Source organism: Arthrobacter sp. UYEF36 (genome assembly GCF_040547025.1).
In the GTDB taxonomy this organism is placed as follows: domain Bacteria; phylum Actinomycetota; class Actinomycetes; order Actinomycetales; family Micrococcaceae; genus Arthrobacter.
On sequence record NZ_JBEPOX010000005.1, the window covers coordinates 69,215 to 93,552 of the forward strand.

General features: G+C 67.3%; 22 protein-coding genes. 8 read left to right on the forward strand and 14 right to left on the reverse strand.

The window, feature by feature from the left end; translation table 11 throughout:
• Positions 1–135: 135 nt before the first annotated feature.
• Positions 136–1,290, forward strand: a complete 1,155-nt coding sequence (locus ABIB29_RS09435; protein ID WP_354172165.1) for a sigma-70 family RNA polymerase sigma factor — start codon at positions 136–138, stop codon at positions 1,288–1,290.
• Here ABIB29_RS09435 and ABIB29_RS09440 read toward each other — a convergent pair.
• The 6 genes from ABIB29_RS09440 to ABIB29_RS09465 form a co-directional block, all read right to left on the reverse strand.
• Positions 1,226–2,587: an MFS transporter gene (locus ABIB29_RS09440; RefSeq protein ID WP_354172167.1), complete on the reverse strand. Its 1,362-nt coding sequence runs from the start codon at positions 2,585–2,587 to the stop codon at positions 1,226–1,228. The two genes, ABIB29_RS09435 and ABIB29_RS09440, sit on opposite strands and share 65 nt — an antisense overlap.
• 180 nt (positions 2,588–2,767) lie before the next feature.
• The gene (locus ABIB29_RS09445; RefSeq protein WP_354172169.1) at positions 2,768–3,370 is read right to left on the reverse strand and encodes a class I SAM-dependent methyltransferase; all 603 of its coding nucleotides are present in this window, start codon (positions 3,368–3,370) and stop codon (positions 2,768–2,770) included.
• Between the two features lie 86 nt (positions 3,371–3,456).
• Positions 3,457–4,224, reverse strand: coding sequence for an amino acid ABC transporter ATP-binding protein (locus tag ABIB29_RS09450; RefSeq protein WP_354172171.1), 768 nt, complete (start codon positions 4,222–4,224; stop codon positions 3,457–3,459).
• Complete coding sequence (locus ABIB29_RS09455; protein ID WP_354172173.1) at positions 4,221–5,258, reverse strand: amino acid ABC transporter permease; 1,038 nt, start codon at positions 5,256–5,258, stop codon at positions 4,221–4,223. The genes ABIB29_RS09450 and ABIB29_RS09455 overlap by 4 nt, the downstream gene beginning before the upstream one ends.
• A 6-nt stretch (positions 5,259–5,264) precedes the next feature.
• Positions 5,265–6,167 carry an ABC transporter substrate-binding protein gene (locus ABIB29_RS09460; protein WP_354172175.1) on the reverse strand — a complete coding sequence of 301 codons (903 nt, stop codon included), beginning with the start codon at positions 6,165–6,167 and terminating at the stop codon, positions 5,265–5,267.
• Between the two features lie 84 nt (positions 6,168–6,251).
• Entirely contained in the window at positions 6,252–7,523 is a 1,272-nt protein-coding gene (locus tag ABIB29_RS09465; RefSeq protein WP_354172176.1) for an alpha-hydroxy acid oxidase, read from the reverse strand.
• A 133-nt stretch (positions 7,524–7,656) separates the two neighbouring features.
• Between ABIB29_RS09465 and ABIB29_RS09470 the strand changes: the two genes are divergently transcribed.
• Positions 7,657–9,294, forward strand: a complete 1,638-nt coding sequence (locus tag ABIB29_RS09470) for a PucR family transcriptional regulator (protein WP_354172177.1) — start codon at positions 7,657–7,659, stop codon at positions 9,292–9,294.
• Between the two features lie 12 nt (positions 9,295–9,306).
• Here the strand turns inward: ABIB29_RS09470 and ABIB29_RS09475 are convergent, their stop codons facing one another.
• Together ABIB29_RS09475 and ABIB29_RS09480 are read right to left on the reverse strand one after the other, a co-directional pair.
• Positions 9,307–10,659, reverse strand: a complete 1,353-nt coding sequence (locus ABIB29_RS09475) for a diacylglycerol/lipid kinase family protein (protein WP_354172178.1) — start codon at positions 10,657–10,659, stop codon at positions 9,307–9,309.
• Positions 10,660–10,748: 89 nt separating this feature from the next.
• A complete protein-coding gene (locus ABIB29_RS09480; RefSeq protein WP_354172180.1) occupies positions 10,749–11,084 on the reverse strand; it encodes a cupin domain-containing protein in 336 nt (111 codons plus the stop codon).
• A 199-nt stretch (positions 11,085–11,283) separates the two neighbouring features.
• Between ABIB29_RS09480 and ABIB29_RS09485 the strand changes: the two genes are divergently transcribed.
• Positions 11,284–13,011 carry a RecQ family ATP-dependent DNA helicase gene (locus tag ABIB29_RS09485; protein ID WP_354172181.1) on the forward strand — a complete coding sequence of 576 codons (1,728 nt, stop codon included), beginning with the start codon at positions 11,284–11,286 and terminating at the stop codon, positions 13,009–13,011.
• 80 nt (positions 13,012–13,091) lie between these two features.
• On the opposite strand, the gene ABIB29_RS09490 is transcribed toward ABIB29_RS09485, so the two are convergent.
• The gene (locus ABIB29_RS09490) at positions 13,092–13,397 is read right to left on the reverse strand and encodes an acylphosphatase (protein ID WP_354172183.1); all 306 of its coding nucleotides are present in this window, start codon (positions 13,395–13,397) and stop codon (positions 13,092–13,094) included.
• Between the two features lie 202 nt (positions 13,398–13,599).
• Here ABIB29_RS09490 and ABIB29_RS09495 point away from each other — a divergent pair, with 202 nt between their 5' ends.
• Genes ABIB29_RS09495 through ABIB29_RS09505 form a run of 3 tightly spaced genes read left to right on the forward strand, consistent with a single transcriptional unit; the run spans position 13,600 to position 16,152 of the window.
• Positions 13,600–13,863 (forward strand): YegP family protein, encoded by a 264-nt coding sequence (locus ABIB29_RS09495; protein WP_354172185.1) that lies wholly within the window; start codon positions 13,600–13,602, stop codon positions 13,861–13,863.
• A gap of 53 nt (positions 13,864–13,916) precedes the next feature.
• Positions 13,917–14,873, forward strand: coding sequence for an ABC transporter ATP-binding protein (locus tag ABIB29_RS09500; RefSeq protein ID WP_354172186.1), 957 nt, complete (start codon positions 13,917–13,919; stop codon positions 14,871–14,873).
• Between the two features lie 4 nt (positions 14,874–14,877).
• Complete coding sequence (locus ABIB29_RS09505) at positions 14,878–16,152, forward strand: ABC transporter permease (protein ID WP_354172188.1); 1,275 nt, start codon at positions 14,878–14,880, stop codon at positions 16,150–16,152.
• Positions 16,153–16,167: 15 nt separating this feature from the next.
• Here the strand turns inward: ABIB29_RS09505 and ABIB29_RS09510 are convergent, their stop codons facing one another.
• Both ABIB29_RS09510 and ABIB29_RS09515 read right to left on the reverse strand, forming a co-directional pair.
• Positions 16,168–16,962, reverse strand: coding sequence for a hypothetical protein (locus tag ABIB29_RS09510; RefSeq protein ID WP_354172190.1), 795 nt, complete (start codon positions 16,960–16,962; stop codon positions 16,168–16,170).
• A 1-nt stretch (position 16,963) separates the two neighbouring features.
• Positions 16,964–17,695, reverse strand: a complete 732-nt coding sequence (locus ABIB29_RS09515) for a hypothetical protein (RefSeq protein ID WP_354172191.1) — start codon at positions 17,693–17,695, stop codon at positions 16,964–16,966.
• A gap of 187 nt (positions 17,696–17,882) precedes the next feature.
• On the opposite strand from ABIB29_RS09515, the gene ABIB29_RS09520 reads away from it, so the two are divergent.
• Together ABIB29_RS09520 and ABIB29_RS09525 are read left to right on the forward strand one after the other, a co-directional pair.
• A complete protein-coding gene (locus tag ABIB29_RS09520) occupies positions 17,883–19,160 on the forward strand; it encodes a mechanosensitive ion channel family protein (RefSeq protein WP_354172193.1) in 1,278 nt (425 codons plus the stop codon).
• A 113-nt stretch (positions 19,161–19,273) separates the two neighbouring features.
• Positions 19,274–21,058 (forward strand): glycoside hydrolase family 13 protein, encoded by a 1,785-nt coding sequence (locus tag ABIB29_RS09525; protein WP_354172194.1) that lies wholly within the window; start codon positions 19,274–19,276, stop codon positions 21,056–21,058.
• Positions 21,059–21,327: 269 nt separating this feature from the next.
• On the opposite strand, the gene ABIB29_RS09530 is transcribed toward ABIB29_RS09525, so the two are convergent.
• The 3 genes from ABIB29_RS09530 to ABIB29_RS09540 form a co-directional block, all read right to left on the reverse strand.
• Positions 21,328–22,122, reverse strand: a complete 795-nt coding sequence (locus ABIB29_RS09530; protein ID WP_354172196.1) for an alpha/beta fold hydrolase — start codon at positions 22,120–22,122, stop codon at positions 21,328–21,330.
• A gap of 149 nt (positions 22,123–22,271) precedes the next feature.
• Positions 22,272–23,177, reverse strand: a complete 906-nt coding sequence (locus ABIB29_RS09535; protein ID WP_354172198.1) for a pullulanase X25 domain-containing protein — start codon at positions 23,175–23,177, stop codon at positions 22,272–22,274.
• Positions 23,178–23,427: 250 nt separating this feature from the next.
• The gene (locus ABIB29_RS09540) at positions 23,428–24,294 is read right to left on the reverse strand and encodes a DUF1295 domain-containing protein (protein WP_354172200.1); all 867 of its coding nucleotides are present in this window, start codon (positions 24,292–24,294) and stop codon (positions 23,428–23,430) included.
• Positions 24,295–24,338 lie beyond the last annotated feature (44 nt).

Here is a 24,338-nt window from a genome sequence, read left to right on the forward strand (position 1 = left end):
GTCTTGACTGCCGCCTGGCCGCCCTGGTCCTGGAGATCAGAAGAGGCCATCTAAATGGCCGCCCACACCCCCAAAAAGTGTCACACCGGCCACGTAGTCTGCCTTCAGAGCTTGATCCGTCCGACAGGGGATGACATGGCTGACCCGATCCACGAGGCAACCGGCAGGACGCCTTTCCCTCCTGCGACGACGGTCTCGGTCCCTGAATCTTTCGAGCCGAATGACCCTGGCTGGCCGGAAATACTGCCAACCGGCGGCGGGTTTACCGACGACGCCGTCGCTGACTACCTGCGCCGGCTGCGCCGCTACGACTTGCTCACCGCCGACCAGGAAGTGGAACGGGCGCAGGACATTGAGGCAGGGCTTTTCGCGGAACACCTCCTGGCGGCCGGTGCGGCGCTGCCCGGCCAGGACGTAGCAGAGCTTCGGACTATCGTCCTGCTGGGCCGGCGTGCGGCCGACGGGCTGTTCCACGCCAACCTCCGGCTGGTGGTGTCCATCGCCAAGCACTACACCCGCCGGGGACTCGACTTTCAGGACCTGATCCAGGAAGGAAACCTGGGACTGTACAGGGCCGTGCGCACGTTCGACTTCACCAAGGGTTTCAGGTTCTCCTCGCATGCCACGTGGCAGATCCGGAGCGGCATCACCCAGGCGCTGGCCAATCAGTCAAGACTCATCCGGCTGCCGGCCAACGTCATCGACCAGCTGCGGAAGGTCCGGTCAGCTCAACGAACGGCCGCGATGACAGGGGCTATCTGCAGCAGCGAGGATCTTAGCCAGCTGATGGACACTTCGATCGGAAAGATTGAGTGCCTGCTGACCTTGGACCAGCCAGTCTGTTCGTTGGACGCTCGGGTGCCGGACGGCAAGGGCGGAACCGAGGCCGTGGCCGAAAAGCTGTGGGATTCCTACTACCCTGACGCGGCCGATGCGCTCTTCCATCAACAGCTGAAGGCGCAGCTCCATTCCGTACTCGGCACGCTCGAGGACCGGGAGGCCCGGGTCATTGCCATGCGCTTCGGCCTGACCGGCGGCGAAGCGAAAACATTGGACGCCGTCGCGAAATCTTGCGGCATGACCCGCGACCGCATCCGGCAGATCGAGGTCGCGGCGATGGCGAAGCTCAGGCACCCGTCCCGGTCCAACATCCTGCGGCAGTATCACCTTGTCTGCGAGGGTCCACCGGGCGGGGAGGCGGCGTGGAGTCCGCGCCGGCGGATCCCTAGCTCCGCCGCTCCCGCCACAGCAGCGACACCACAAACACCACCGCGCCGAGTCCCAGCATGACAAAAACCATAAGCCCCCAGTTGGCCTGGTTCACGCCCGTGCCGTAGAAGATGCCGATCAGGACGGTGGCCGTGATCGCCCCGAGGTACCGGCAGGTCTGGAAGATCCCGGCGGCCACACCGCGTTCCTCCGGCCGGGTGGAGAGGTACATGCCCTGGTTGTAGGCGATACTGGCCACCCCGTACGGCACACCCAGGAACGCCGTCATCGCCAGCACCAACGGTATGGCGAACGAGGCGGTCAGCAGCCACATCGTCGCGGAGGCCACGATGAGAAGAACGACGCCGGAGACCAGCACCCGCTTGACCCCGATCCGGTCGATGGCGCGGACCGCCAAAGGCGTCACCACCACCGACATCGCGGCGAGCGGCAACATCAGCAGGCCCACCACCCCGGGCTCGTAACCGCCGGCTTCCTGCAGCAGCTGCGGCAGGCCGAAGAACGCGAAATAGTAGACGGCGCTAAACAGTGCGAACCCCAGATAGACCAGCAGCAGCGGCCGGTTCCTGCCCAGCAGCCGCAGGTCCAGGAACGGCGGGGCGAAGCGCAGTTCGCGCCACACGAAGAGCACCGCCAGCAGGGTGCCTCCGCCGAGCAGCCACCAGCGGTAGGCCGGCAGCACGTTGAGCAGCGCCATCATCACCAGGACCATGGATCCGATGAAGGCGAGGATGCCGGGGAGGTCCGAGTCCCGCAGCAGCTCCGATGCCCGGCCGCGTTCCCGGTCCTCGTCCGCCGGGGCGAAGCGGCGGACCAGGATGATCGCCGCCACGGCCAGCGGGACGTTGATAAGGAACAGGGCTTCCCAGCCGACGAACCCCACCAGGAGCCCGCCCACGACCGGTCCCACTGCCGCCGCGGACGTGTTGGCCATCTGGATCCGGCCCAGCGGCCGGGTGGACTTCACGTTCGCCAGTTTCGCCAGGGCGCCGACCATCACGACGGCGCTCGGGTACGCGGCCGCCGTGCCGAGGGCCATGAAGGCGCGGGCCACACAGAGCACCGCGAAGTTCGGTGCGAACGGGGCCAGGGCGCAGGTCACGGCCACCAGGGCCATGCCGATCATGAACAGCCGCCGCGGACCGAAGCGGTCCGCCAGCCGGCCCATGAGCGGCTGGCCCGCCGCGGAGGTGAGGTAGAAGGAGGTGATCACCCAGGTGACGGTGGCGACGTCGAGCCCGAAGTCAGCGCGCAGCACCACCAGGGCGACGGCGATCATCGAGGAGTTCAGCGGGTTCAAGGCCGTGCCCAGGCTGAGTCCTGCGACGGCGAGGCCCGTCCGGGGAGAGTTGCTCACGGCAACAGTCTGTCCCACGGGGACCGGCAAAATCGAACCGGAGGACCAATTCCGCGGCGACGGGCCGTCTCACGCGTCACGCAGGGCAGGCTTTTAGCCCTGCGTCAGCGGGGAACCCCCGGAATACCGCGGAAGCCCCCGCGATGGTGACGGAAAAGACTGCCGCCCGTGACGCCGGCATCACGGCTTGCGGGCGATAACGTCGAAGATGTGCCAGTGCTTGGGTCCCCGGAACGACTGCCCGTCGTCGTCGTACACCTCGAGTTTCAGGATCTCCAGCCCGTCGAAGAGTTGCCGCGCCCCGGCTTCGGTGTGGAAGTTCCATTCGGCGATATCGGCCCAGGAATCCCGGTCCCCGAAGAGGTTCACGGCAAGAATGCCCGGGCGCTGAAGGGCCGTGAACATCACGGCCCAAAACCCGCCGAACCTGTCCGGGTGGATGAAAGGCAGCGAGTAGCCGGCAAAGATGAGGCCCGCCGGCGGGAGTACCCGGAGGTCCTGGAAGGCCCGCACCTCGATGGTGAGCCGTCCGTCCGCGTCCGCCGGAGTGATTCCCATCAGCCGTTCCCGGGTGTCCGGAAGCGCGTCGACGGCGTGCACGTGCCAGCCGGCGCGCAGCAGGGCGAGCGTTTCCTTTCCGGCGCCGCAGCCCAGGTCGATGGCACAGCGGCCGTTGCCCGGACCGGCATAAGCCATGGCGTCGAGGCAGAGGGAGCGCACGGGACGGTCCGCCTGGGCCGCGTTATAGTCAGCCCAGACCTTGCTGTCCGCGAGGCTTTCCACGACTTCATTTTTCCACTCGCGCCGCGGCGACGCCACAGGTCCCGGCGCCGGGCCAAAGCCCGCCGCCGCGCGGTCAGCTGCCGGTGTCAGAGGACCTTGGAGAGGAACGCCTTGGTCCGGTCGTGCTGCGGATTGCTCAGGATCTCCCGGGGTGGTCCGGCTTCCACGACCACGCCTTCGTCCATGAACACCAGCGTGTCCGCCACTTCGCGGGCGAACCCCATCTCATGCGTCACCACGATCATGGTCATGCCGCTCTTGGCCAGTTCCTTCATCACGTCGAGCACCTCGCCCACCAGTTCCGGGTCCAGGGCGCTGGTCGGCTCGTCGAAGAGCATCAGCTTCGGGTCCATGGCCAGGGCACGGGCGATGGCCACCCGCTGTTGCTGCCCGCCGGACAGGTGCGCCGGGTAGGCGTCCCCCTTGTCGCCCAGGCCCACCCGCTCCAGCAGTTCCATGGCCCGGGCGGTGGCTTTGGCCTTGGACAGGCCCTTCACCCGCATGGGGGCCAGGGTGATGTTCTCCACGGCGGTCAGGTGTGGAAACAGGTTGAACCGCTGGAACACCATCCCGATTTCCTGGCGCTGGAAGGCTGCTTCCTTAAGCTTGAGTTCGTAGAGCTTGTCTCCCTTTTGCCGGTAGCCAACCAGCTGCCCGTCGACCGACAGCCGGCCGCCGTCGACCCGTTCCAGGTGGTTGATGCACCGCAGGAATGTCGACTTGCCCGAACCGCTGGGGCCCACAATGCAGAGCACCTCGCCGGGGTCGACCTCGAGACTGATCCCGCGCAGCACCTTGTTGGTGCCGAAATTCTTGGAGACCCGCTCCGCGAGCACCATCGGCGCGTCCGTCATCCTTTTCCTCCAAAGTCTGTGCTGATCGGTGGGGCGGGCTCGCCGGGGACCGCCGCCGGCGCCGCTCCCGGCGCCGCAGGTTCCTTGCCCGTCTTGACCCGTCCGGTGCCGCGGGAGAACCGCTTCTCAATGAAGTGCTGTCCCACCATCAGGATGGAGGTGAAGAGCAGGTACCAGAGGGAGGCCACAATCAGCAGCGGCACCGGAGTGAACGTCACCGCCGAAATACCGCGGGACACCCCGTAGAGGTCGATGCTCAACGGAATCGCCGCCACCAGGGAGGTGGTCTTGAGCATCGAGATCACCTCGTTGCCGGTGGGCGGAATGATGATCTTCATGGCCTGGGGAACCACCACGAACCGCATGGTCTGCCCCCAGGACATGGCCAGCGCCGTCGAGGCTTCCTCCTGGCCCTCGTCCACGGACAACAGCCCCGCACGCACGATCTCGGACATGTAGGCGGCCTCGTTCAGGGCCAGCCCGATCACTGCGGTGATGAAGAGGTTGGTGAAGATCTCATTCGGGATGGTGGCCCACGGATCCATAAAGGGAATGCCGAGTGTAAACACCGGATAGATCAGGGACACGATGCCCCAGAAGACCAGCTGCACGTAGACCGGGGTTCCCCGGAAGATCCAGATATACAGCCAGGCAATACTCTTCAGCACCGGGTTCGGCGAGAGCCGCATGATGGCCAGGAGCAGGCCGATAACGATTGCGCCGATCATCGCGTAGATGGTCAGCCACAACGTCACCCACGCTGCCTGGCTGATCCGGCGGTCGAAGATGTACTTGCCCACATCCGGCCAGCCATAGTCCGAGCGCTGGGCGGCGTCCAGCACAAAGACCGCCAGGCCGAGGACGAGGAGCACCGCCACCACGTTCCGCCAGGGGTGGCGCAGCGGGATGGCAACGATCTCCTCCGGCGGCGCGTCGTCGTCCTGCCGTCCCCGGCGGGCCCGCGGCGGCCTGCCGGAGTCCCGGTTGCTGCCGGGTTCCGCCTCAATCATCCGGTCGGATTCCGGCTCGCTCATGTGCTATCACCCTTTGGCTGCCACGTTGAGTGCCGCCGTCTCTACTCCGCCGGCTTCCACTCCCCACTTGGACAGGATCTTGTTGTAGGTACCGTCGTCGATCAGTGTCTGGAGTGCCTTCTGGAGGACCGGTGTAAATTCGCTGCCCTTGGCCACGGGGATGCCGTACGGCGCCACCTCGAACGCGTCGCCCGCGGTCTGCAGCTTGTCCTTGGTCTTGGAGATCGCATAGAGCGTGACGGGGGAATCGGCGCTCATGGCGTCGACCTGTCCGACCACCAGGGCGTTGGTCGCCTGGTCCTGCGCGTCGTACTTGAAGATGGTGATGGCCGGCTTGCCGGCGTCGGTGCAGGCCTTCGACTTCGCGGGCACTTCGTGGGTGTCCTCATAGGTGGTTGCCTGGACGGCAACCTTGAGTCCGCAGGCGTTGTCGGGGTCCACGGTCTTGCCCACGGGGGCTGCCCACTGGATTCCGGCCGAGTAGTAGTTCACGAAGTCCACCTGCTCTTCGCGTTCCAGCGTGTCTGTAAAGGAGGACATGCCCATGTCATCCTTTCCGGCGCGGACGGCAGGAAGGATGTTGTCGAAGGTGCCGATATCGAAGTTGACCTTCAATCCCATCACCTGGCCGAGGGCGTTGGTGAGGTCCACAGACCAGCCGGCCGGCTGACCGTTGTCGTCCTTGAACTCGTTCGGCGGGTAGTTGTTGGCCATGCCGACGTTGAGCACGCCGGCGGTCTTCATCTTCTCCGGGAGCATCGCGGCAACGGAGTCATTCTTTTTCACGTCAATGGCGTCAGCGGTTCCGGATGCCCCGCCGGTGGCGGCCGGTGCACTGTTGTCGACGCAGCCGGAGAGTGCGAGCGCTGTGGCTATGGTCAGAACGGGAAGAACGTATCGGGTGCGCATGGTTTCCTTAGCTGTTCAGAATGCCCCTTGGTTCCCGCCAGTCTGCGGGAGGAGGGCACTGGGTGCCTGCAAGTTCAGAACTCGTTAGTGCGTGGTGCCTGACGCTGTTGTTTCAAGGATTTCTCCGGAATGACGGATGTCCCGAAGAATTTCCCCGCCCCGAGCTTTCAACTCGGAAATGCTGGAAACGCCTACTAACGTCATCGTACGCCGCAGCTCGTCACCGAAGATCTCAATGATGCGCCCGACGCCGGGCGAGCCGGCCGCCACCAATCCGTACAGGTAGGCCCTGCCGATCGAGCAGGCATCGGCACCCAGTGCCAGCGCCTTGAGGATGTCGCTGCCCCGGCGGATTCCCGAGTCCACATAGATCTCGATTGAATCCCCTACCCGGTGCCGGGATTCCTGCAGCACATCCATCGGACTCAACATGTGGTCGAGCTGGCGGCCGCCGTGGTTGCTCAGCTGGACGGCATCCAGGCCGATCCGGGCGGCCTTGTCGACGTCGGCCGGGTTGACGCAGCCTTTGAGCACGATCTTGCCGTTCCATGCCTGCCGCAACGCTTCCAGTTCATTCCATCCGCTGGTCGCATCCGAGTGGCCGAGGATGTGTTGCCACATGGACGGGGTGACCACGGAGGTGGCCGCGGCACTGCGCGGGTCCAGGTTCGGGAAACTGATGCCGTCCGACTTCAGGAAGTTGATCCACCACGACGGTCGGCGGGCGATGTCCGCAATGGTTGACAGCGTCAGGGCCGGAGGGGCGGTGAAGCCGTTGTGCAGGTCCCGTTCCCTGGCGCCGAGGGCCCGCGTGTCGACGCCGACAATCAGCGTGGTGAATCCGGCGGCTTCGCAGCGCGCCAGTTTGTCCTTCAAGGCCCGGGCGTCGGAGGTGAGCCCGAAGTTGAACCAGCGGTCGAGGGCCGGGTGGCTCTGCGCAATCGATTCCATGGACACCGTGCTCAGCCCGGCCAGACCGTAGGGGATGCGGGCCCGGTCCGCGGCAGCCGCGACGGCCAGCTCGCCCTCGGGATGGAACAGCCGGGTGGCGCCGGTGGGCGTCAACGTCAGGGGCAGGGCACTGCTGTTTCCGAGCAGGGTCGTGCTGGTATCGGGTCCGGAGACCGGGCCCCAACTGGGCATCAGCGCCCAGGAATCGAAGACGGCGCGGTTGCGGCGAAGCGTCACTTCATCCTCAGAGCCGCCGTCGAGGTAATCGAAGATCCCGGCCGGCAGGACTCGCTGTGCCGCTTTCCGGTATTCCTCCACATTGAAAGCATTGGCCAGCACCCGGCGCCGGCGTGAGAGGACCGGCGCTTTGACCTGGATGAGCTGCCTGGCGTCGCTGATTTTCAATGAGGGCCTTTCCCTGCTGCTGTCCTGCGTTATGGTTCAGCGTAGGAACTGGAATGCGGCGCCACTATGGAGATAGCGACAAATTGAGGGGTCCATCATTAGTAGCAACTACCAAACGTCCTCTGGGGGAACGGTGACGGCGGCTGCGGCGACGGCGGCCGGGGCGCACCCGCTGCCTACGCTGGCGGACGTCGCCCGTTCGGCGGGGTCGGAAATTGTCAGCCTGGTCGAGATGCCGGCCGATGACCAGCAGGTCGTGGCGGGCGCTGTGCTTTACGATTCGACGGCCCTGCCTGCCAGGTTCCCCGGCGCCGTTGCGTTGGCCATCGGCCTGTCCCTGACAGGGAAGCGTCTGCGCGCCAGGGTCCGGGAACTCAGTGATGCCGGGTACGTGGCCATTGTCTACAAAGCCAACGGCAGCTCGGACAAGGCCTTGCGGGCGGCCGCACGCGAATCGGGGATCGCCCTCTTCCGGGCCTCGGACTCGGTCCCGTGGAACCAGCTCGCGGAGATCATGGATGCCGCCGTCGTCCCGCACCGGCAGTCGGGACGCACCCTGGTGGACATCCGGCCAGGTGACCTGTTTGATCTGGCCAACATGGTTGCGGCCCAGTCGGGCGGTGCCATTGCGATCGCGGCCCCCGATCAGACGATCCTGGCGTATTCGACCCTTCCGGACCAGCCCATCGACGAGACGCGCCGGAGCTCCATCCTGCGCCTGCATGTGCCGCCTTCCCTTGAGACCGACAAGGACTACCGCCGCGTCCACGCCGCCGCAGATGTGTTGCAGGTTCAGACGGCGGACCTGCTGCTCCGGCGCACGGCCATTGCCATCCGGGCCGGCGACTCCGTCCTGGGCTCGCTCTGGCTGCTCGAACGGGCGGAACACCACAACGAGGACGCGAACCGGATCCTGCGGGAAGCCGCCAATGTTGCGGCACTCCACATCCTGCACAAGCGCACCACCTACGTCTCAAACCTGACCCGCCAGATCGATCTGGTCCAGCCGTTGCTGTTCGAACCGCAGCGCGCCGAGCTGGCCGCCATCCGGCTTGGGATATCGGCGCCCTCGATCCGCGTTGCTGCCCTGGGCATCTGGCCCTCGGACGCCATGGCATCAGAAACCCTGCAATCCCGGCTGCGGCTCTTCGATGCCATCCGAACCGCCTGCGCCATCCGGCTGCCTTCTGCGGTCTGCGGATTCTCGGACAACATCGTCTACATCGTCCTGCCACAGACCACGGGATCGTCCCGGCAATTCCAGCGCAGCTCGATTCTGAAGATTGTGCAGAACGCCCGGCGGCTGCTCTCCCGGCCGGTCCTGGCCGCGCTGGGTGTGGCGGCCACGATCGACAGGCTTGAGGAGTCCCGGCTCAACGCCGAACTGGTCCTGTCAGAGCTGGTCCGGAACGTCGCCGAGGGACGCATAGCGGCCGATTCCGACGACATCGTCGCCGACGACGAATCCCTCGGCTCCAGTCTGCATTTGCGCCAGATGGTGACGTCGCTGACGGCGTCCGGCCAGCTGCCCGGGACCCACGCCCTCCGGATCGCCGAGTACGACGAAGCCCAGAAGAAATCTTTCGAAGAAACCATCTACGCCTACCTGAGCTGCAGCGGGAACGCCGTGGAAGCCGCCAAGTCCCTGGACGTGCACGTCAACACGGTCCGCTACCGCTTGTCCCGTGTGGAGCCCCTCTTCGGCATTGACCTGGACGATCCCGAGACGCGCCTGCTGGTGTGGCTGCAGCTATGGGCGAGGCGCAACTAGCACTCCGCGCCGTCAGCCGCCGGCGGCCTCCGCGACGTGCGTCGCCGGCCGGCGCCCCCACGCCAGCTCGCGGAGCCGAACCAGGTCCAGCGCCGGCTGGGCGGGCGGTACACCGGGACGATTCCGCGGAACCAGGACGCGCAGGGCGGCAGGTTCGATGGTGCACCGCACCGGGGTGGGAAGCAGCAGCGCCTCACCGTCCACTCCGACCGGGATCTCGGGCACATCGGCGTCGACCACCACCTCCACCGCGGCGCGCTGGATCAGGCCACGATTCGTCGCCCGGCGCAGCAGGCCGACAGCTTCCCGGGTGCTGGACGCAGAGAGCGCCACCGCACCGAGCACGCCGCGGTCCAGCCGGGTGCGGCGGCCCAGGCCGGCGAGGTCGTGGCTGCCGTACGGGCCATTGCTCACCAGCACCGCCTGCGGCCCGTCCACCGTGGTGCCGTCAAGCGTGGCGTGCAGCCGCGCACCCTTATCGCCCTTGATCAAATCCGGGAGCATCTGCAGCACGGTACCGGCCTTGTCATCCCGGTACTCCGGGCTCTGCACCACCTCGGCGTAGACCCCGAAGGAGGAATTGTTGACGAAGGTGCGGCCATTGATCCTGCCCAGGTCGACGTGGAGCTCCACCCCGTCGCGGAGGGCATCCAGGCAGCCCGTGGGGTCCTCCCGGTCCAGGCCAAGATCCAGGGCGAAATGGTTGCGGGTGCCGGCGCTGATCACCAGGAACGGAAGATTGTGCTCGGCCGCGATGCCGGCCACCAGCGCCTGGGTTCCGTCACCGCCGGCGACGCCGAGCAGGTCGGCTCCCCGCTCCACCGCATCCCGGGCCAGTGCCGCGACATCCACCTTGCCCGGCCCCTCCAGCAACGCCACCTCGGCGCCGAGTTCCTCCGCCTTCCGCTGCAGCTCGAACTTCACCACCTTCCCCCCACCGGAGCGCGGATTCATCACGACAAAGGGACGCCGCGGGGTGGGGGCCGGGTACTCGACCATCTTTGAGCCCTCCCGGCGTTCCCGGAGGGCAACGCGGGCACAGACCAACGCCACAAACACCAGTCCCACGGTGACCATGACCTCCCACAGCAGGCCCGCTTGAAGGAAAAGGAACAGGACCACCAGCGGCGCGAGCACCCCCAGCGCAAGAGCACACCAGCGCAGAAAACCGCGGCTGATGAGGAACCAGTAGATCCCGACCACGGTCACCACGACGCCGCCGGCACCGGTCAGGAGCAGTGCCACGGTGCCTGCCAATCCCGCAGCCACCAGCGGGACCACCGCTGCACAGAAGACCGCGAGATAGGCGGCCCGCGCCCACCACCGCCGGATCTGTGGAACCTCGTCAAAGGGAACGACAGTCATATCCAGCTCCTTGCGGTAATCCGGCCCGGGCCGATCGCTTCGACTGGTGTCCCGGCCCCCGCCGAGGCCAGCAGCCTGCGGCCGGTTCGTCAGGTCTTGATTTTCGCGACGGTCATCAGGATCGCCGAGTCCTCTTCCGCTTCCAGGCTGTGCAGGCCGTCCGGCACGATCAGCAGGTCCCCGGTTTTGCCCTGCCAGGATTCATTGCCCGCACGAAGCCGCACGCAGCCGCGGAGCACAAAAACGGTCGCTTCGCCGGGGTTCTGGTGCTCGCTCAGCCGTGTCCCGGCCCGAAACGCCATCACCGTCTGGCGGAGCGTCTTCTCATGGCCGCCAAAGGCCGTATCCGCAGCACGCCCGCTGGGTGCCGCCACCGCCGCCGCGAGCTGCTGACGGGCAAGGGCATCGAGCGATATCTTCTGCATGGGGCCACCCTACCCATAATCAGGCCCACTGCCGAGGGACCTTTGCCCCGGTCGGGCCTGGACGTGGTGTGCTGCGACTCCCAGAAATTTTTGTAACTTTTCCGGGAAGTCCTACCCTGAAACCAACGGCCGGCACCAGCCCGCCCCGCCTCGCCTCACTCACTCACTCACTTCAACCTGTCGCAACGGAGCCGCACTCATGACCGAGGCGCACGACGACGCCGAACTCCGCCGGCTCGCGGACGTCACCTTTGGCCTGCCGCACCTCCGCGAGGGCCAGCTCACCGGGATGCGCGCCCTCGCCGCCGGCCGGGACGTCCTCGCCGTTATGCCCACCGGTTACGGGAAGTCGGCCATCTACCAGGTTCCCGCCCTCCTGCTGCACCGCCACCAGCAGCGGCCCACCGTCGTCGTGTCCCCGCTGATCTCCCTGCAGGAGGACCAGCTGGACGGGCTGCGGGAAGCGGCGGGGCCGGGCGCCGCCGTCGCCGTCAACTCCTCGCACAGCGCCGCGGAGCAGGAACGCGCCTGGCAGGCGGTGGAAAGCGGGGAGGCGGCGTTCCTCTTCCTCGCCCCGGAGCAGCTGGCGAAACCCCGCACGGTGGAACGGATCGCGGCGCTGAACATCGCCCTGTTCGTGGTGGACGAGGCCCACTGTGTCTCGTCCTGGGGCCACGATTTCCGGCCCGACTACCTGCGTCTGGGCGAGGTCCGCGAGCGCCTGGGGAACCCGGCCACCGCCGCGCTGACGGCCACCGCCTCTCCCCCGGTGCGCGAGGAAATCCTGGCCCGCCTCGGCATGGCCGGCCCGCTGGTCCTGGTTCACGGCTTCGACCGGCCCAACATCCGGCTGGAGGTGCTCCGCCACCACGAGGACAAGGAGAAACGCCGGGCGGTCGTCAGCCAGGTCACCGAGCTGGTCACCGGGAGGCGCGGGCCCGGGCTGGTGTACGCCGCCAAGCGGAAGGACACCGAAAAGTACGCCGCGCGACTGGCCCGGAGCGGCCTGCGCGCCGCGGCCTATCACGCCGGCCGCACGCCCACCGAGCGGGAGCTTGTCCACCAGCAGTTCCTCGACGGCGGCCTGGACGTGGTGGTGGCCACCACCGCGTTCGGCATGGGCATCGACAAACCCGACGTCCGTTTCGTCGTGCACGCGGACATCCCCGAATCCCTGGACAGCTATTACCAGCAGATCGGCCGGGCCGGACGGGACGGCCAGCCCGCCGTCGCCGTGCTGCATTACCGTTCCGAGGACCTCGGCCTGCGGCGGTTCTTCGCCACCCACACCCCCGACAAAGCCGCACTGCTGGCGGTCCTCACCATGCTGCGCGAGGCAGGCCGGCCGCTCCCGCCACGGACACTGGCCGTATGGACTGTCTTCCCCGCCCGGCGGATCACCGGCCTGCTGAACCTGTTGCAGGAGACCGGCGCCGTCACGGTAACCCCCGACGGCGTCCGGCTTGACCCCGCGGCGGAGCCCGCCCTGGTGGTGGAACGCGCCGTCGGTCTCGCTGCCGCCCGCGAGCGCGTCGACAAGTCGCGCATCGCGATGATCCGCAGCTATGCCGAAACACACCGCTGCCGCCGCCAGTTCCTGCTCGGCTACTTCGGCGAGGACCTGCCCGCGCCCTGCGGGAACTGCGACACCTGCACCGACGGGACCGCGTTGCAGGAGCACAGCGGCGGGCACGACGGCGGGGCTGCCGGTGTCGGGGCTGCCGTAGGCGGTGCTGCCGGTGACGGTGCTGCCGGCGTCGGGGCCGGTGCGTTCCCGCTGAACTCCCGCGTGGAGCATGCCCTCTGGGGCCCGGGACTGGTGATGGGGCACGACGGCGACGTCCTCACCGTGTTGTTCGACCGCGAGGGCTACCGGACGCTGTCCCGCAAAGCCGTCCTGGGCCACGGCCTGCTCACCCGCGCCTGACGCCCGGCGGGGCCCGAACAGCGGGGCGGACCGACCCCACGCGGCGACGGACTTAGGTTTTTTGGGACGGTTTACGGCGCCTAGTACACCACCCGGAAATTGCTGAACGCCCCCGTGGCCCGGGAGATCGACTCCTCCACGTTCTCCACCCGTCCCGGCGCTTCCGGTGAGCGCAGCCAGCGCCGGAACTCCAGCACCACCGACTGGGGTCCCTCCGCCACGATGCCCACCGAGCCGTCGGTGTTGTTCCGGACCGAGCCGGTCAGCCCCAGCTCACCGGCCTGGTTCACCGTCCAGTAGCGGAAGCCAACGGCCTGCACCACACCGTCCACCCGCGCCGTCAACCGGACCCACTCGCCGGAATCACCCTTCGGAAACTCAGCCATGCTCCCAATCTAGCGCCCATCGCGGAGCCCGCCGCCAGAGGAATCGTGCACTTTCCACATAGGGACCTTCGCCCCTTACCTTCCGCCGACCCCAGCGGGAAGGATAGTTAGGTGCGCTGCGGGGACGTGTCGAGAAAACGGCATGGCACATGGAAGTGCCTCACCCTCCCGCCGTACTGCAATGCCCGAAAGGACATACAAGATGGCAGGACAATTCGAGATCTTCACGGACGCTGAGGCCAACGTCCGATTCCGGCTCCTCGGCGCCGACGGCACGGTTCTGGCGATATCCAAGGCTTTTGAGGACAAGCAGTCCGCCGCGGACGGCATCATGGCGGTCCGCGAATGCGCCGGCACCGGTCTGATCAAAGAAGCCCGCTCCAGCGCCTGGGGCGGCACCGGCAACACCAGGGCAGGCCTGCCGAAACCGGCGCACCGCCGGCACCGGCATATCCCCGCCGTCTAGACGGCGAAGAAGCAACACCCCGGGCGGGCAGCCCGGCACTATCGGGAGCCGCAATGGACGAGGCACGGGTCCACATCAGCGGCTTCCGAATGGACTTCGACGACACCACCGTGGTCCGCGACCTGTCCTTTGACGTGCACGCCGGCGAGACCTTCGGTTTCCTCGGCAGCAACGGCTCCGGCAAGACCACCACCATCCGGGCCCTGCTGGGCATCTACGAGCCCACCGCCGGGATCCTCCACATCAACGGCCGGGACTTCAAACCCGAGCACGGCGACCGGCTGGGCTATCTTCCCGAAGAGCGCGGGCTCTACAAGAAGGAAAAGGTCATCGACATCATGACCTACTTCGGCCGGCTCAAGGGGATGGAGCGGCGCACCGCGAGGCAGTGGTCGCTCGAATACCTGGACCGGGTGGCGCTGGCGGACCGGGCCTCCGCGGTGCTGGACAAGCTCTCCAGCGGGCAGCAGCAAAAGGTCCAGCTCGGAGTCACCATCATGAACAACCCCGAACTGCTCATCCTGGACGAACCCACGAAAGGCTTCGACCCCGTCAACCGGCGCCTGCTGATGGACATCATCGCCGAGCAGAAGCAGGGCGGTGCCACCGTGGTCATGGTGACCCACCAGATGGAGGAAGTGGAGCGGCTCTGCGACCGGGTCATCCTGCTCAAGGACGGGACCGCCGAGGCTTACGGGACTATCGACGAGGTGCAGAACAAGTACGGCGGCCGCATCATCCGGATCAGGCACAGTGGCGCCATCCCGCCCTCACCGCACTATGAGGCGATGCTCCAGGAAACGAACTACACCGAGCTCTCCATCACCGACGCCACCGACGAAGCCGCCATCCTCAAGGACCTGATCGACGCCGGCGTGACCGTCCGGAGCTTTACCACCACCAAAATCTCCCTCGAGGACATTTTCATCCGGGTCTACGGCGACCAGAACAAGCCCGCCACGGCAGGGACCTTCGGCACCGCACGGTCCCCCGCCCGGGACGGGGCGTAGTGCCGTGGCTCAGCACAATCCGCATCACAATCTAGGTACGGTTCTGAGCTTCGAGTTCATCCGCACCGTGACCAAACGCCGGTTCTGGATCGGCACCTTGTCCGTCCCGCTCATCATTGCCGTGGTCTTCGGGCTGATCTTCCTCAGCAACACCACCACGGACACCGCCGCCGCGGCGCAGAGTCGCGCCCAGTTCAGCATTTCCTACACGGACGCTTCGGGACTGATCACCGCCGCGGACGCGGCGCTCTTCGGTGCCACCGGCGCGGATTCCCCCGACGCCGGGATCGGCGCCGTGCAGTCCGGCGCCGTGGACGCGTACTTCGACTACCCGGCCCAGCCCGAGGTGACGGCCGTGCGCGTCTACGGCGCCGACCAGGGCCTCTTCGAGAACGGCAAGTACGCCGCCGTCGCGCAGGCCATGCTGACGCACGCCGTCGAACAGAGGATCGGCTCCCCGCAACTGTCCGCCATCGCTGCCGGTCGGGTGCAGATCGAGACGGTAACCTATGACGGCGCCGAGGAATCCGGCGGCCTGGGCTCGGTGATCCCGCCGCTGGTCTTCCTGGTCATCTTCTACGGGCTGATCGTGCTCCTGGCCGGTCAGATGCTCAACTCCACGCTGGAAGAGAAGGAAAACCGCGTCACCGAGATGATCCTGACCACGCTCAAACCGACGACCCTCATCGCGGGCAAGGTCATCGCGCTGTTCGCGATCGGCCTGGTGCAGATGATTGTGTTCCTCTCCCCCATCATGATCGCCCGGCTGTTCTTCCCGGAGGAGCTCAGCCTCGCGGCCCTGGACCTGCCGCCGCTGATTCTGGACCCGGTCCGGATGACCGTGGGCCTGCTGATCCTGGTCGGCGGCTTCGCCCTGTTCACCACCACCCTCGTGGCCATCGGCGCCGTGATGCCCAACGCCAAAGAGGCCGGGAACTTCATGGGCGTGATGATGGCGCTGATCTTTGTGCCGTTCTACGCCGTGGCCCTGGTGGTGTCCGATCCGCAGTCCGTGATCGTGCAGATCTTCACCTTTTTCCCGTTCTCCGCCCCGGTGACCGCCCTGCTGCGCAACGGCTTCGGCTCCCTGAGCCTGCCCGAGGCCGGCATTGTGATCGCGATCCTCTTCGTCGGTGCGGCCGTGATGCTCCGCCTCGCCGTGCGGCTCTTCCAGTACGGCTCGATCTCTTACACCTCGAAGGTCAACGTCCGGACCGCGCTGCGTGCCGGGTCGCGGCACCCTGTTGCGGATCAGCCCCCGACGACGACGTCCCGCTAAGGGCGGTCCCGGCTCCTAACCCGCCGGCGTCTCCGCCGGCCGCAGGGACGTGATCATCGTCCGGACGTCCTGGTATTCCGGGGTGGACGCGTACAGGTCGGCCTTCTCCAGGTACGGCAGCGCCGGGCCCCCGGGCGTTTCGTTGTGCTCCGGGTTGTACGTCCCGCCGAAGAAGGCGCCGCTGGGCGGCCACAGGAACAGGTGGAACATGGGGCACGCCAGCTCGCCGGCCTCCTCGGCGACCATGGTGATGCCGTACGCCGCGATGGTGGACTGTGTGGCCACCGGATCGGTATCGTCACCCCGGGACTCGAACACGTAGCGGGGCACCCCGCCGTCGGCGCCCCCGCCCTCGGCGAGGGCGACCATCGGCTCGGAATCGTAGACCTCGTACGGGGTCTTGCCGACGCATTCGGACCCGGTGACGATGTTGGTCCGCAGGCCCGCCATCGGCTTCCCCTCAGCGTTGAGCACGTCCACGAACTCGCCACCGAGGGCGCCGCCGGGGTCCTTCACCGTCCAGCCCGCGGGGTAGTCGAACGACAGTCCCCCGTCCGTCGTCGTAAACGTCTTCCAGCCCGACGTCGGCCCCTCCGACGCCGACGGCCCCTCCGACGTCGTGGTGGACGGCGTTAAGGACGGAGCCGGGGTGCCGCCCTGGGTCTGGCTCGCCGAAACTGCGGGGCCGTCCGGCGCGGCCGGGAGCAATCCGCAAGACGTCAGCAGCAGGACCAGCCCCAGCGAGGTGCACAGGGTGGCGGCTGCGGTGGTGCCGGGGACAGTGCCGGGTGAGCCCGGCGGCCTCCTCACGTCATGGCTTTCCGGCCGGCCGCAGTGAGGTGATGGCCTGCTTGACGTACTTGTACTCGGTGGTGTCCATGTACACCTCGGGGGTATCCACGTGTATGGGACCTCCGGGGGTCGTGTCGAACGGGTCGTAGACCCCGCCGAACATGGCGCCGCTCGGCGGCCAGGTGAAGAAGTGGAAGATCGGGCAAGCGGTGTCCCCGGTGGGCTCCGGCGCGGCGGTGAGGCCGTAGGCCAGGGTGAGGGAGGCCGACGGATCACTCGACGCCGGGTTGGTCCGGCCCTCGTAGACGAACCGCGGCGTCGCCCCGCCCCGGGCCAGCGCGGGGACGGGCTCGGAGTCGTACATCATGAAGGGGAACTTTTCCATGCATTCGGCGCCTGTGACCATGTTGGTCCGCAGGGTGGCCATCGTCTTGCCGTAGTCACTCACCAGCTCCACAAAGGCGCCGCCCTCAGCGGGCTGGCCGGCCGGGTCCTTGATGGTCCACGAGTCCGGGTAGTCGAACGCCAGCGAGCCGTCCGACGTCGTGAAGGTTTTCCACCCTGCCGGCGCCGTGACGGCGGGCGGGGTTGCTGTGCTCGGCGGGGCGGTGGCGGTGGCGGTGGCCGTCGTGGCCGGCGGGGCCGGCGGGGAACTGGTGGCCGGGGCTGCTGCGGGCGACCCGCATCCGGTCAGAACGGCAACAGCGCAGAACGCGGAAAAAGCTGTGGCGAACGACGCGACGCGTCGCATGGCACCCTCCCCCTGGGAAAATAAAGTGGTTGGACAATTCTCGGATCTTTCCGCGAGGAAACTAGGGCCTTTGGGCCCTTGGCGCCCCGGCCTTCCCGGGCGCCGGTCCTGCCGCCCCGCCGTGATGCTTCCCACGTTGCCCCCTGACAATTTCAATTGCCCGCGGAAGCTTGCTAGAGCTTAAGTAATGCAAGACGTCCTCGATCCCGCCATGCCTTTCCTGGCCCCCGTCCTCGCAGTGGCCCTCGCCGTGGCCGGCGGCCTCCTCGCTTCCTGGCTGGTGCGCCGGGTTGTGCTCCGGCTCAACCGGAACCAGCCCGCCCTCCGCGAGACCTCCCGGGTGGCGCGCGTGCCGTTGCGGCTGGCGCTCTGCCTGATCTTCGTCCGGATCGCACTGGGCCTCACCACCGAGGACGCCGACTGGCGCCGCGACCTGGACCACGCGCTCCAGATCGCACTCATCGGATCACTCGCGTGGCTGGCCATCGCCGTCTTCCTCATCATCGAGACCATGGTGCTCACCCGCTACCGGGTGGACGTCGCGGATAACCGCCGCGCCCGCCGGCTCCGCACCCAGGTCATCCTCGCCCGGAGGATCGGCGTCGCGCTGATCGTCATCGTGGCGCTGGGCATCGCGATGCTGACCTTCCCCGCGATCCAGGCCCTCGGTGCCGGGCTGCTGGCCTCCGCCGGCGTGATCTCGATCGTCGCCGGCCTCGCCGCGCAGACGTCCCTGGTCAACGTCTTTGCCGGTATCCAGCTCGCTTTCACCGACGCGATCCGGGTGGACGACGTTGTGGTGGTGCAGAAGGAGTGGGGCCGGATCGAGGAGATCACCCTGACCTACGTGGTGGTCCACATCTGGGACGACCGGCGGATGATCCTGCCGTCCACCTACTTCACCACCACCCCCTTCGAGAACTGGACCCGGCGGCAGTCCGAGGTCATGGGCACCGTGGAGTTCGACCTCGACTGGCGCGCCCCGGTGGAGGACATGCGCGCCGAACTCAAGCGGGTCCTTGCCGGCACCGAACTCTGGGATGAGCGCGTGGGCATCCTGCAAATCACCGACGCGACCGCTGGCTTCGTCCGGGTCCGCATCCTGGTCAGCGCCGCGGACAGCGCCACCCTCTTTGACCTGCGCTGCCTGATCCGCGAGGAGCTGGTGCTGTTCCTGCAGCAGGAACACCCGACGGCGCTCCCCCACGTCCGGCTCGAACCGCTCGGCGCCGCTGCGCTGGGGTCCGGCACTCTCGGTACCCCGGACCCGTCCGGCATGTCCCCCGCCGCGAAGCCGCGGGGCAAGGTCCCGGCCGCGGACGAGCCCGGCCGGCACCCGGCCGATCCGCACGACTCCCAGCTGTTCACCGGATCAATCGAGGCAATCCAGCGCTCCCGGGCCTTCACCGGCCCCGGCGAGGAAGTGTTCGAGGACCGGGACAAGAGCATCGCTTCGCAGAACTAGGGCGCCGTCCACATAGCACCGCCGGGGTCTTCCCTGCCCGCGGGAACTGTTCAATAATCAGACGTTGGTGGGTCAGCGTCGGTGCTGGCCGCCGGAGCAGCTGAGGAGTCCCCATGACGGTAGAACAGCCGACAGAAGAATCCGTGGAGGTTCCTGCCCGCGATTGGTTCCAAAGCGCCGTCGTCTATCAGATCTATCCGCGCAGCTTCGCCGATTCCAACGGGGACGGCATCGGGGACCTGCGCGGCATCATCAGCAAGCTGGACTACCTGCACCGGCTCGGCGTCGACGTCGTCTGGCTGTCCCCTATCTACACCTCCCCGCAGGACGACAACGGCTACGACATCAGCGACTACCGCAACGTGGACCCGATCTTCGGCACCCTGGAGGAACTGCGGGAACTGACGGACGGGCTGCACGCCCGGGGCATGAAGCTGGTCATGGACCTGGTGGTCAACCACACCTCGGATGAGCATCCCTGGTTTGTGGAGTCACGCTCCTCGAAGGACAACCCCAAGCGGGACTGGTACTGGTGGCGTCCCCCGCGTGAGGCATCCACTGAGGGCTCCGCCGGTGGCCCGGGCGCGGAGCCGAACAACTGGGGTTCTGCATTCTCCGGCCCGGCCTGGGAGTTCGACCAGGCCACCGGCGAGTACTACCTCCACCTCTTCTCCCGGAAGCAGCCGGACCTGAACTGGGAAAACCCGGAGGTCCGGGCGGCGGTCTACGAGATGATGAACTGGTGGCTGGACCGGGGTGTGGACGGCTTCCGGATGGACGTCATCAATTTCATCTCCAAGGACGCCGCCCTGCCGGACGGGCCGATCGCCGCCGGCAAGCTTTACGGCGACGGTACCCCGTTCTACATCGGCGGGCCCCGGATCCATGAATTCCTGCAGGAGATGCACCGCGAGGTCTTCGCCGGCCGCCCCGGCCCGCTGCTGACCGTGGGCGAAATGCCCGGCGTCACCGTGGAGGAGGCCGTCCTGTTCACCGATCCGGAGCGCGCCGAGGTGGACATGGTCTTCCAGTTCGAGCATGTCGCCCTGGACCAGGAGGACGGCAACAAGTGGCGGCCCAAGAAACTCAAACTCACGGACCTCAAGAAGTCCCTGGGCCACTGGCAGACCGGCCTGGCGGAGCGCGGCTGGAACAGCCTTTACTGGGGCAACCACGACCAGGCAAGGGCGGTCTCGCGCTTCGGCGACGACGGGAAGTACCGCGAGCTCTCCGCCAAGATGCTCGCCGGCGTCCTGCACCTGCACCGCGGCACGCCCTACGTCTATCAGGGTGAAGAACTCGGTATGACCAACATGACCTTCGGGGCGATCAGCGATTACCGGGACATCGAGGTCCTCAACCACCACCGCGAGGCCACCACGCATCTGGGCCACACCGACGCCGACGTCCTCGCCGCACTCGCGCCGCTGAACCGCGACAACGCGCGCACCCCGGTCCAATGGGACGCCTCGCGGCACGCAGGCTTCACCACCGGTTCCCCCTGGATCGCGGTGAACCCGAACGCCAACCACATCAACGCCGCCGCGCAGGTGGACGACCCGGACTCGGTGTACAGCTTCCACCGGGCGGTGATCGCGCTGCGGCACCGCGAACCCGTGGTGTCGCACGGCGACTTCACCATGCTGCTGCCGCGGGACGAACACGTCTACGCCTTCGTCCGTTCGCTGCCGGAGTCCAAGCTGCTGGTGCTGGGCAACTTTTCCGGCCAGGACCAGGAGGTGGCGCTCGACGACGCCGATGTTCCCGTGGTGTGGGACAGCGCGGAACTGGTCCTGGGCAACTACCCTGCCGATGCCGCGGTGCCCCGCCTGCATCTGCGGCCGTGGGAGCTGAAGGTTCTGCGCGCCGGAGCAACACGCATCATCCACCACGAGTGAGGGAGCCCGGCATGACCATCCCACCGCCACAAGAACCCGAGCCGTTTCCGCCGGAACCCGGGCCGACCACGCCCGAGCCCCAGCCCGGGGACCCGTTTCCGCCGGAACCCGGCCCGGTCCCGCCCCCGGCGCCGATTCCGGAGCCGGGCCCCGCACCAACTCCCGGCCCGTTCCCTACGCCGGGGCCGCTGCCGATTCCCGACCCCGGCCCGTTCCCGCCACCACGGCCGGACCCGACGCGGTTCTAATGGGGCCAGCCCCCGGCCGGCTCACTCCGCGATGCCGTGCAGGAAGCTCCGCACTTCCGTGTTGAAGGCCTCGGGCGCTTCCAGCTGGGCCAGGTGCCCGACGTCGGGAATCACCGCGAGTGTTGAGCCCGGAATCCGGCGGTTCAGCTCGTGGGCGACGTTCAACGGGGACCGCTGGTCGTCTGCGCCGTAGAGCAGGAGCGTGGGAATGCTGATGGTGGGCAGCACCGGGCGGTAGTCGGCCCGGCCGCTGGCGGAGAGCAGCGCCCGCATCCCGGCCGGGCGCACGTCCGCCATGATCCTGCTGGCTTCGGCCACCACGGCGGGATCGGCCTTGCCGGTGAACAGCGTCGGCAGCCACTCGTCGATGAACTTCTCCGGGGGCTGATCGATCTCGGCCAGCACCTGGGCGTAGCGCCGCTCCACTTCCTCGGGAGGCAACGATCCCGCCCAGCCCGCATAGGCGGAGGCCAGCACCAAGGACGCGGGTATCCCCGGATAGCCGCGGTACAGCTCCAGGGCGACCATGGACCCCCACGACAGCCCCAGTAGGTGTGGCTTCGCGGGGACGGCTGCGCGCAGGAAGCCGGCGGTGATGGCTCCGAGTTCCTCGGCGGACAACTCCGGGGCGGGGTCGTCCGATTGGCCGCACCCGGGAGCGTCCCAGGCGAACACCGTGAACTCGTCCGAGAGACCCTCCAGCTGGGCGCGCCAGATCCGGCTGTCTTCCCCGGCCCCGTGGAACAGGACGAGCGCCGGTCCCTGGCCGATTCGCTGGTACGCAATCCGCAGGCCATCAACCTCGACGGTTTCCATAATCCAATGCTAGGCCGGTCCGCGGTCGCCGGTCAGGGAAGGTTCACGACGCGCAAAACCGCCCGCGACGCGCGAAAGACCCCTCGACACCCGAAGTCCGGTGTCGAAGGGTCTTTTACGCCTCGGCAGGAAAAATGCGCGTCGCCGGGCTACGGCAGGACGATGTCGCGGGTCCGGTGATCGTAGTGGATGACCAGCTGGCCGCCGGAGTGGTGCACCTGGTGGTTGGCGCCATCGAAGGCACCGAAAGCACCGAAGTTCTCATCCCAGGAGCGGTTGAGCGCGATCTTGAAGCTGTACGTGCCAGCCGGCAGATCCGCCGCGAGCTTCCAGAGCTGATCGACAAGGTCCAGTTCCATCTGGGATTCGTCGTACTGCGGAGCCCAGTTGGCGGGGGCGCCCAGCAGGATGTTGAAGTCACCTGCGACGGCGACTGCCTCAGGCTGCTCGACGGTTTCCACGCTGGTGGCGGGGGCGGCGGCAGCTGCGGGGGCCGCGGCAGCCGGGGCCGCGGCGGGTGCCTCGGCGGGCTGATCGGCTGCCTTGCGCTTGCGGACCGCCTTGGCGACCGGAGCAACGGCTTCTTCGACCAGTTTGGCCGCCTTGCCGGCGACCTTTTCGGCCACCTTGGCGGCCTTCGGAGCAGCCTTGGGAGCGGCAGCCTTCGGAGCCGGGGTTCCGGCGGGGGGCGCCGACGGAAGCGGGGTGTCGGCGGGAACGGGAGTTCCGGCGTCGAGCGCTGCGGCGAACGCGGCAGGGTCCGCGAACGCGACGGTGGCGCGCTGGCCGTCCTCGGTGATGGTCCAGCCGGCACGGCCCTTAACCAGCCAGCCTGCCTTGACCAGCTTCGCGGTGGCGGTGGTCAGGGTCTTGTGGCCGCGGGGAATTCCCCCGCTGAGCAATTCACGCTCGAACTCGTTGAGCGGCACGCGTGCGATGGCCTCGCCCAGCACCGCTCCGGCGTTCAGCTTCTCGCCCGTCCACACCCCCTCTGCCAGAACGTCCAGTACGGCTTTCAGTCGACGGGTGGTGTTTTCGGCAGTGTTCTCGCCCATGGGTCTCCTTTAGAAGCAATTGATCCACCTGCATTTTGCCAAGGATCGTCGAGTTTCCGCGAGTCGGTAACGGTTAACTCCGTGTGTCGTGACCCACTATTACACCCCATGGCGTCGGGCGCGAGGGCCCTGAACAGGGGTACTCGCGGGTAGTAAAAGCAACGCGGGGTCACTTCCGGCCCATCCCGGCCTCCGGGATGGGCCGTAAATGACCCCGCGTTGCTGGTTGCTGACGGCTGGCCCGCTGGGGTCAGAGCTTGGGGATCAGGACGGGGGTGTCCTTCTTGTAGGCCTCGTAATCGGCCTGGCCGCCCCATTTTGTGTCGGACTTCTTCTCCAGCAGCGGCACACCGCTGACCTTGGTGAGCAGCAGGGTGACGAACACCGGGGAGATCAGCGCGACCCACTGCCATCCCTGCAGCGCGGGCACGGCGACGATCGCGACACCGATCCAGAGCAGGATCTCGCCGAAGTAGTTCGGGTGGCGGGATTTGGACCACAGCCCGGTGGAGATGAATTTGCCCTTGTTGGCGGGGTCGGCGTTGAAGCGGCTCTTCTGCCCGTCAGCGACGATCTCGATGCCGAAACCGACGGCCCACACCAGGAAACCGACCAGCGCGAACCAGTCCAGCGCCACCCTGGTCGAAGAAGTAATCGCCACCCACGCTGCGGCCGCGGTGAAGATGACCCAGAGTCCCTGGATGGTCCACACGTTGAGGAACCGGACGAAGGAGGGCGTGATCTCGTCAAAGCGGTCATCCTTGCCGGCCTTGCTGATGCGGCGGAACAAGAAGGTGCCCAGCCGCAGGGTCCAGGCGAGCACCATGGCAGCCAGCAGCACGGCGCGGGCGTCGACTCCCGGCGTGAGCACGATGAGCAGCAGCGTGATGGCGGTGTAGGTCAGGGTGCCGGTCAGGTCGTAGAACTTCTCGGTCTGGGCTTTGAATGACGGGATGAACGCCAGCCACTGAATGAGGAACGCCGCCCCGACCGCCATCGCGAACATGGGTATCCCGCCCAGGGTGGCGCCGCCCTGGCTCCCGGCCACGGCGACGAGCGCTCCGATCAGCACTACCACGGGGAGGGCGATGAGCGCCTTACGGTCTGATTCCTTCATCAGGAAGTTCCTTTCACACGCGGGGCAAGCCGCGGCCGGCACGA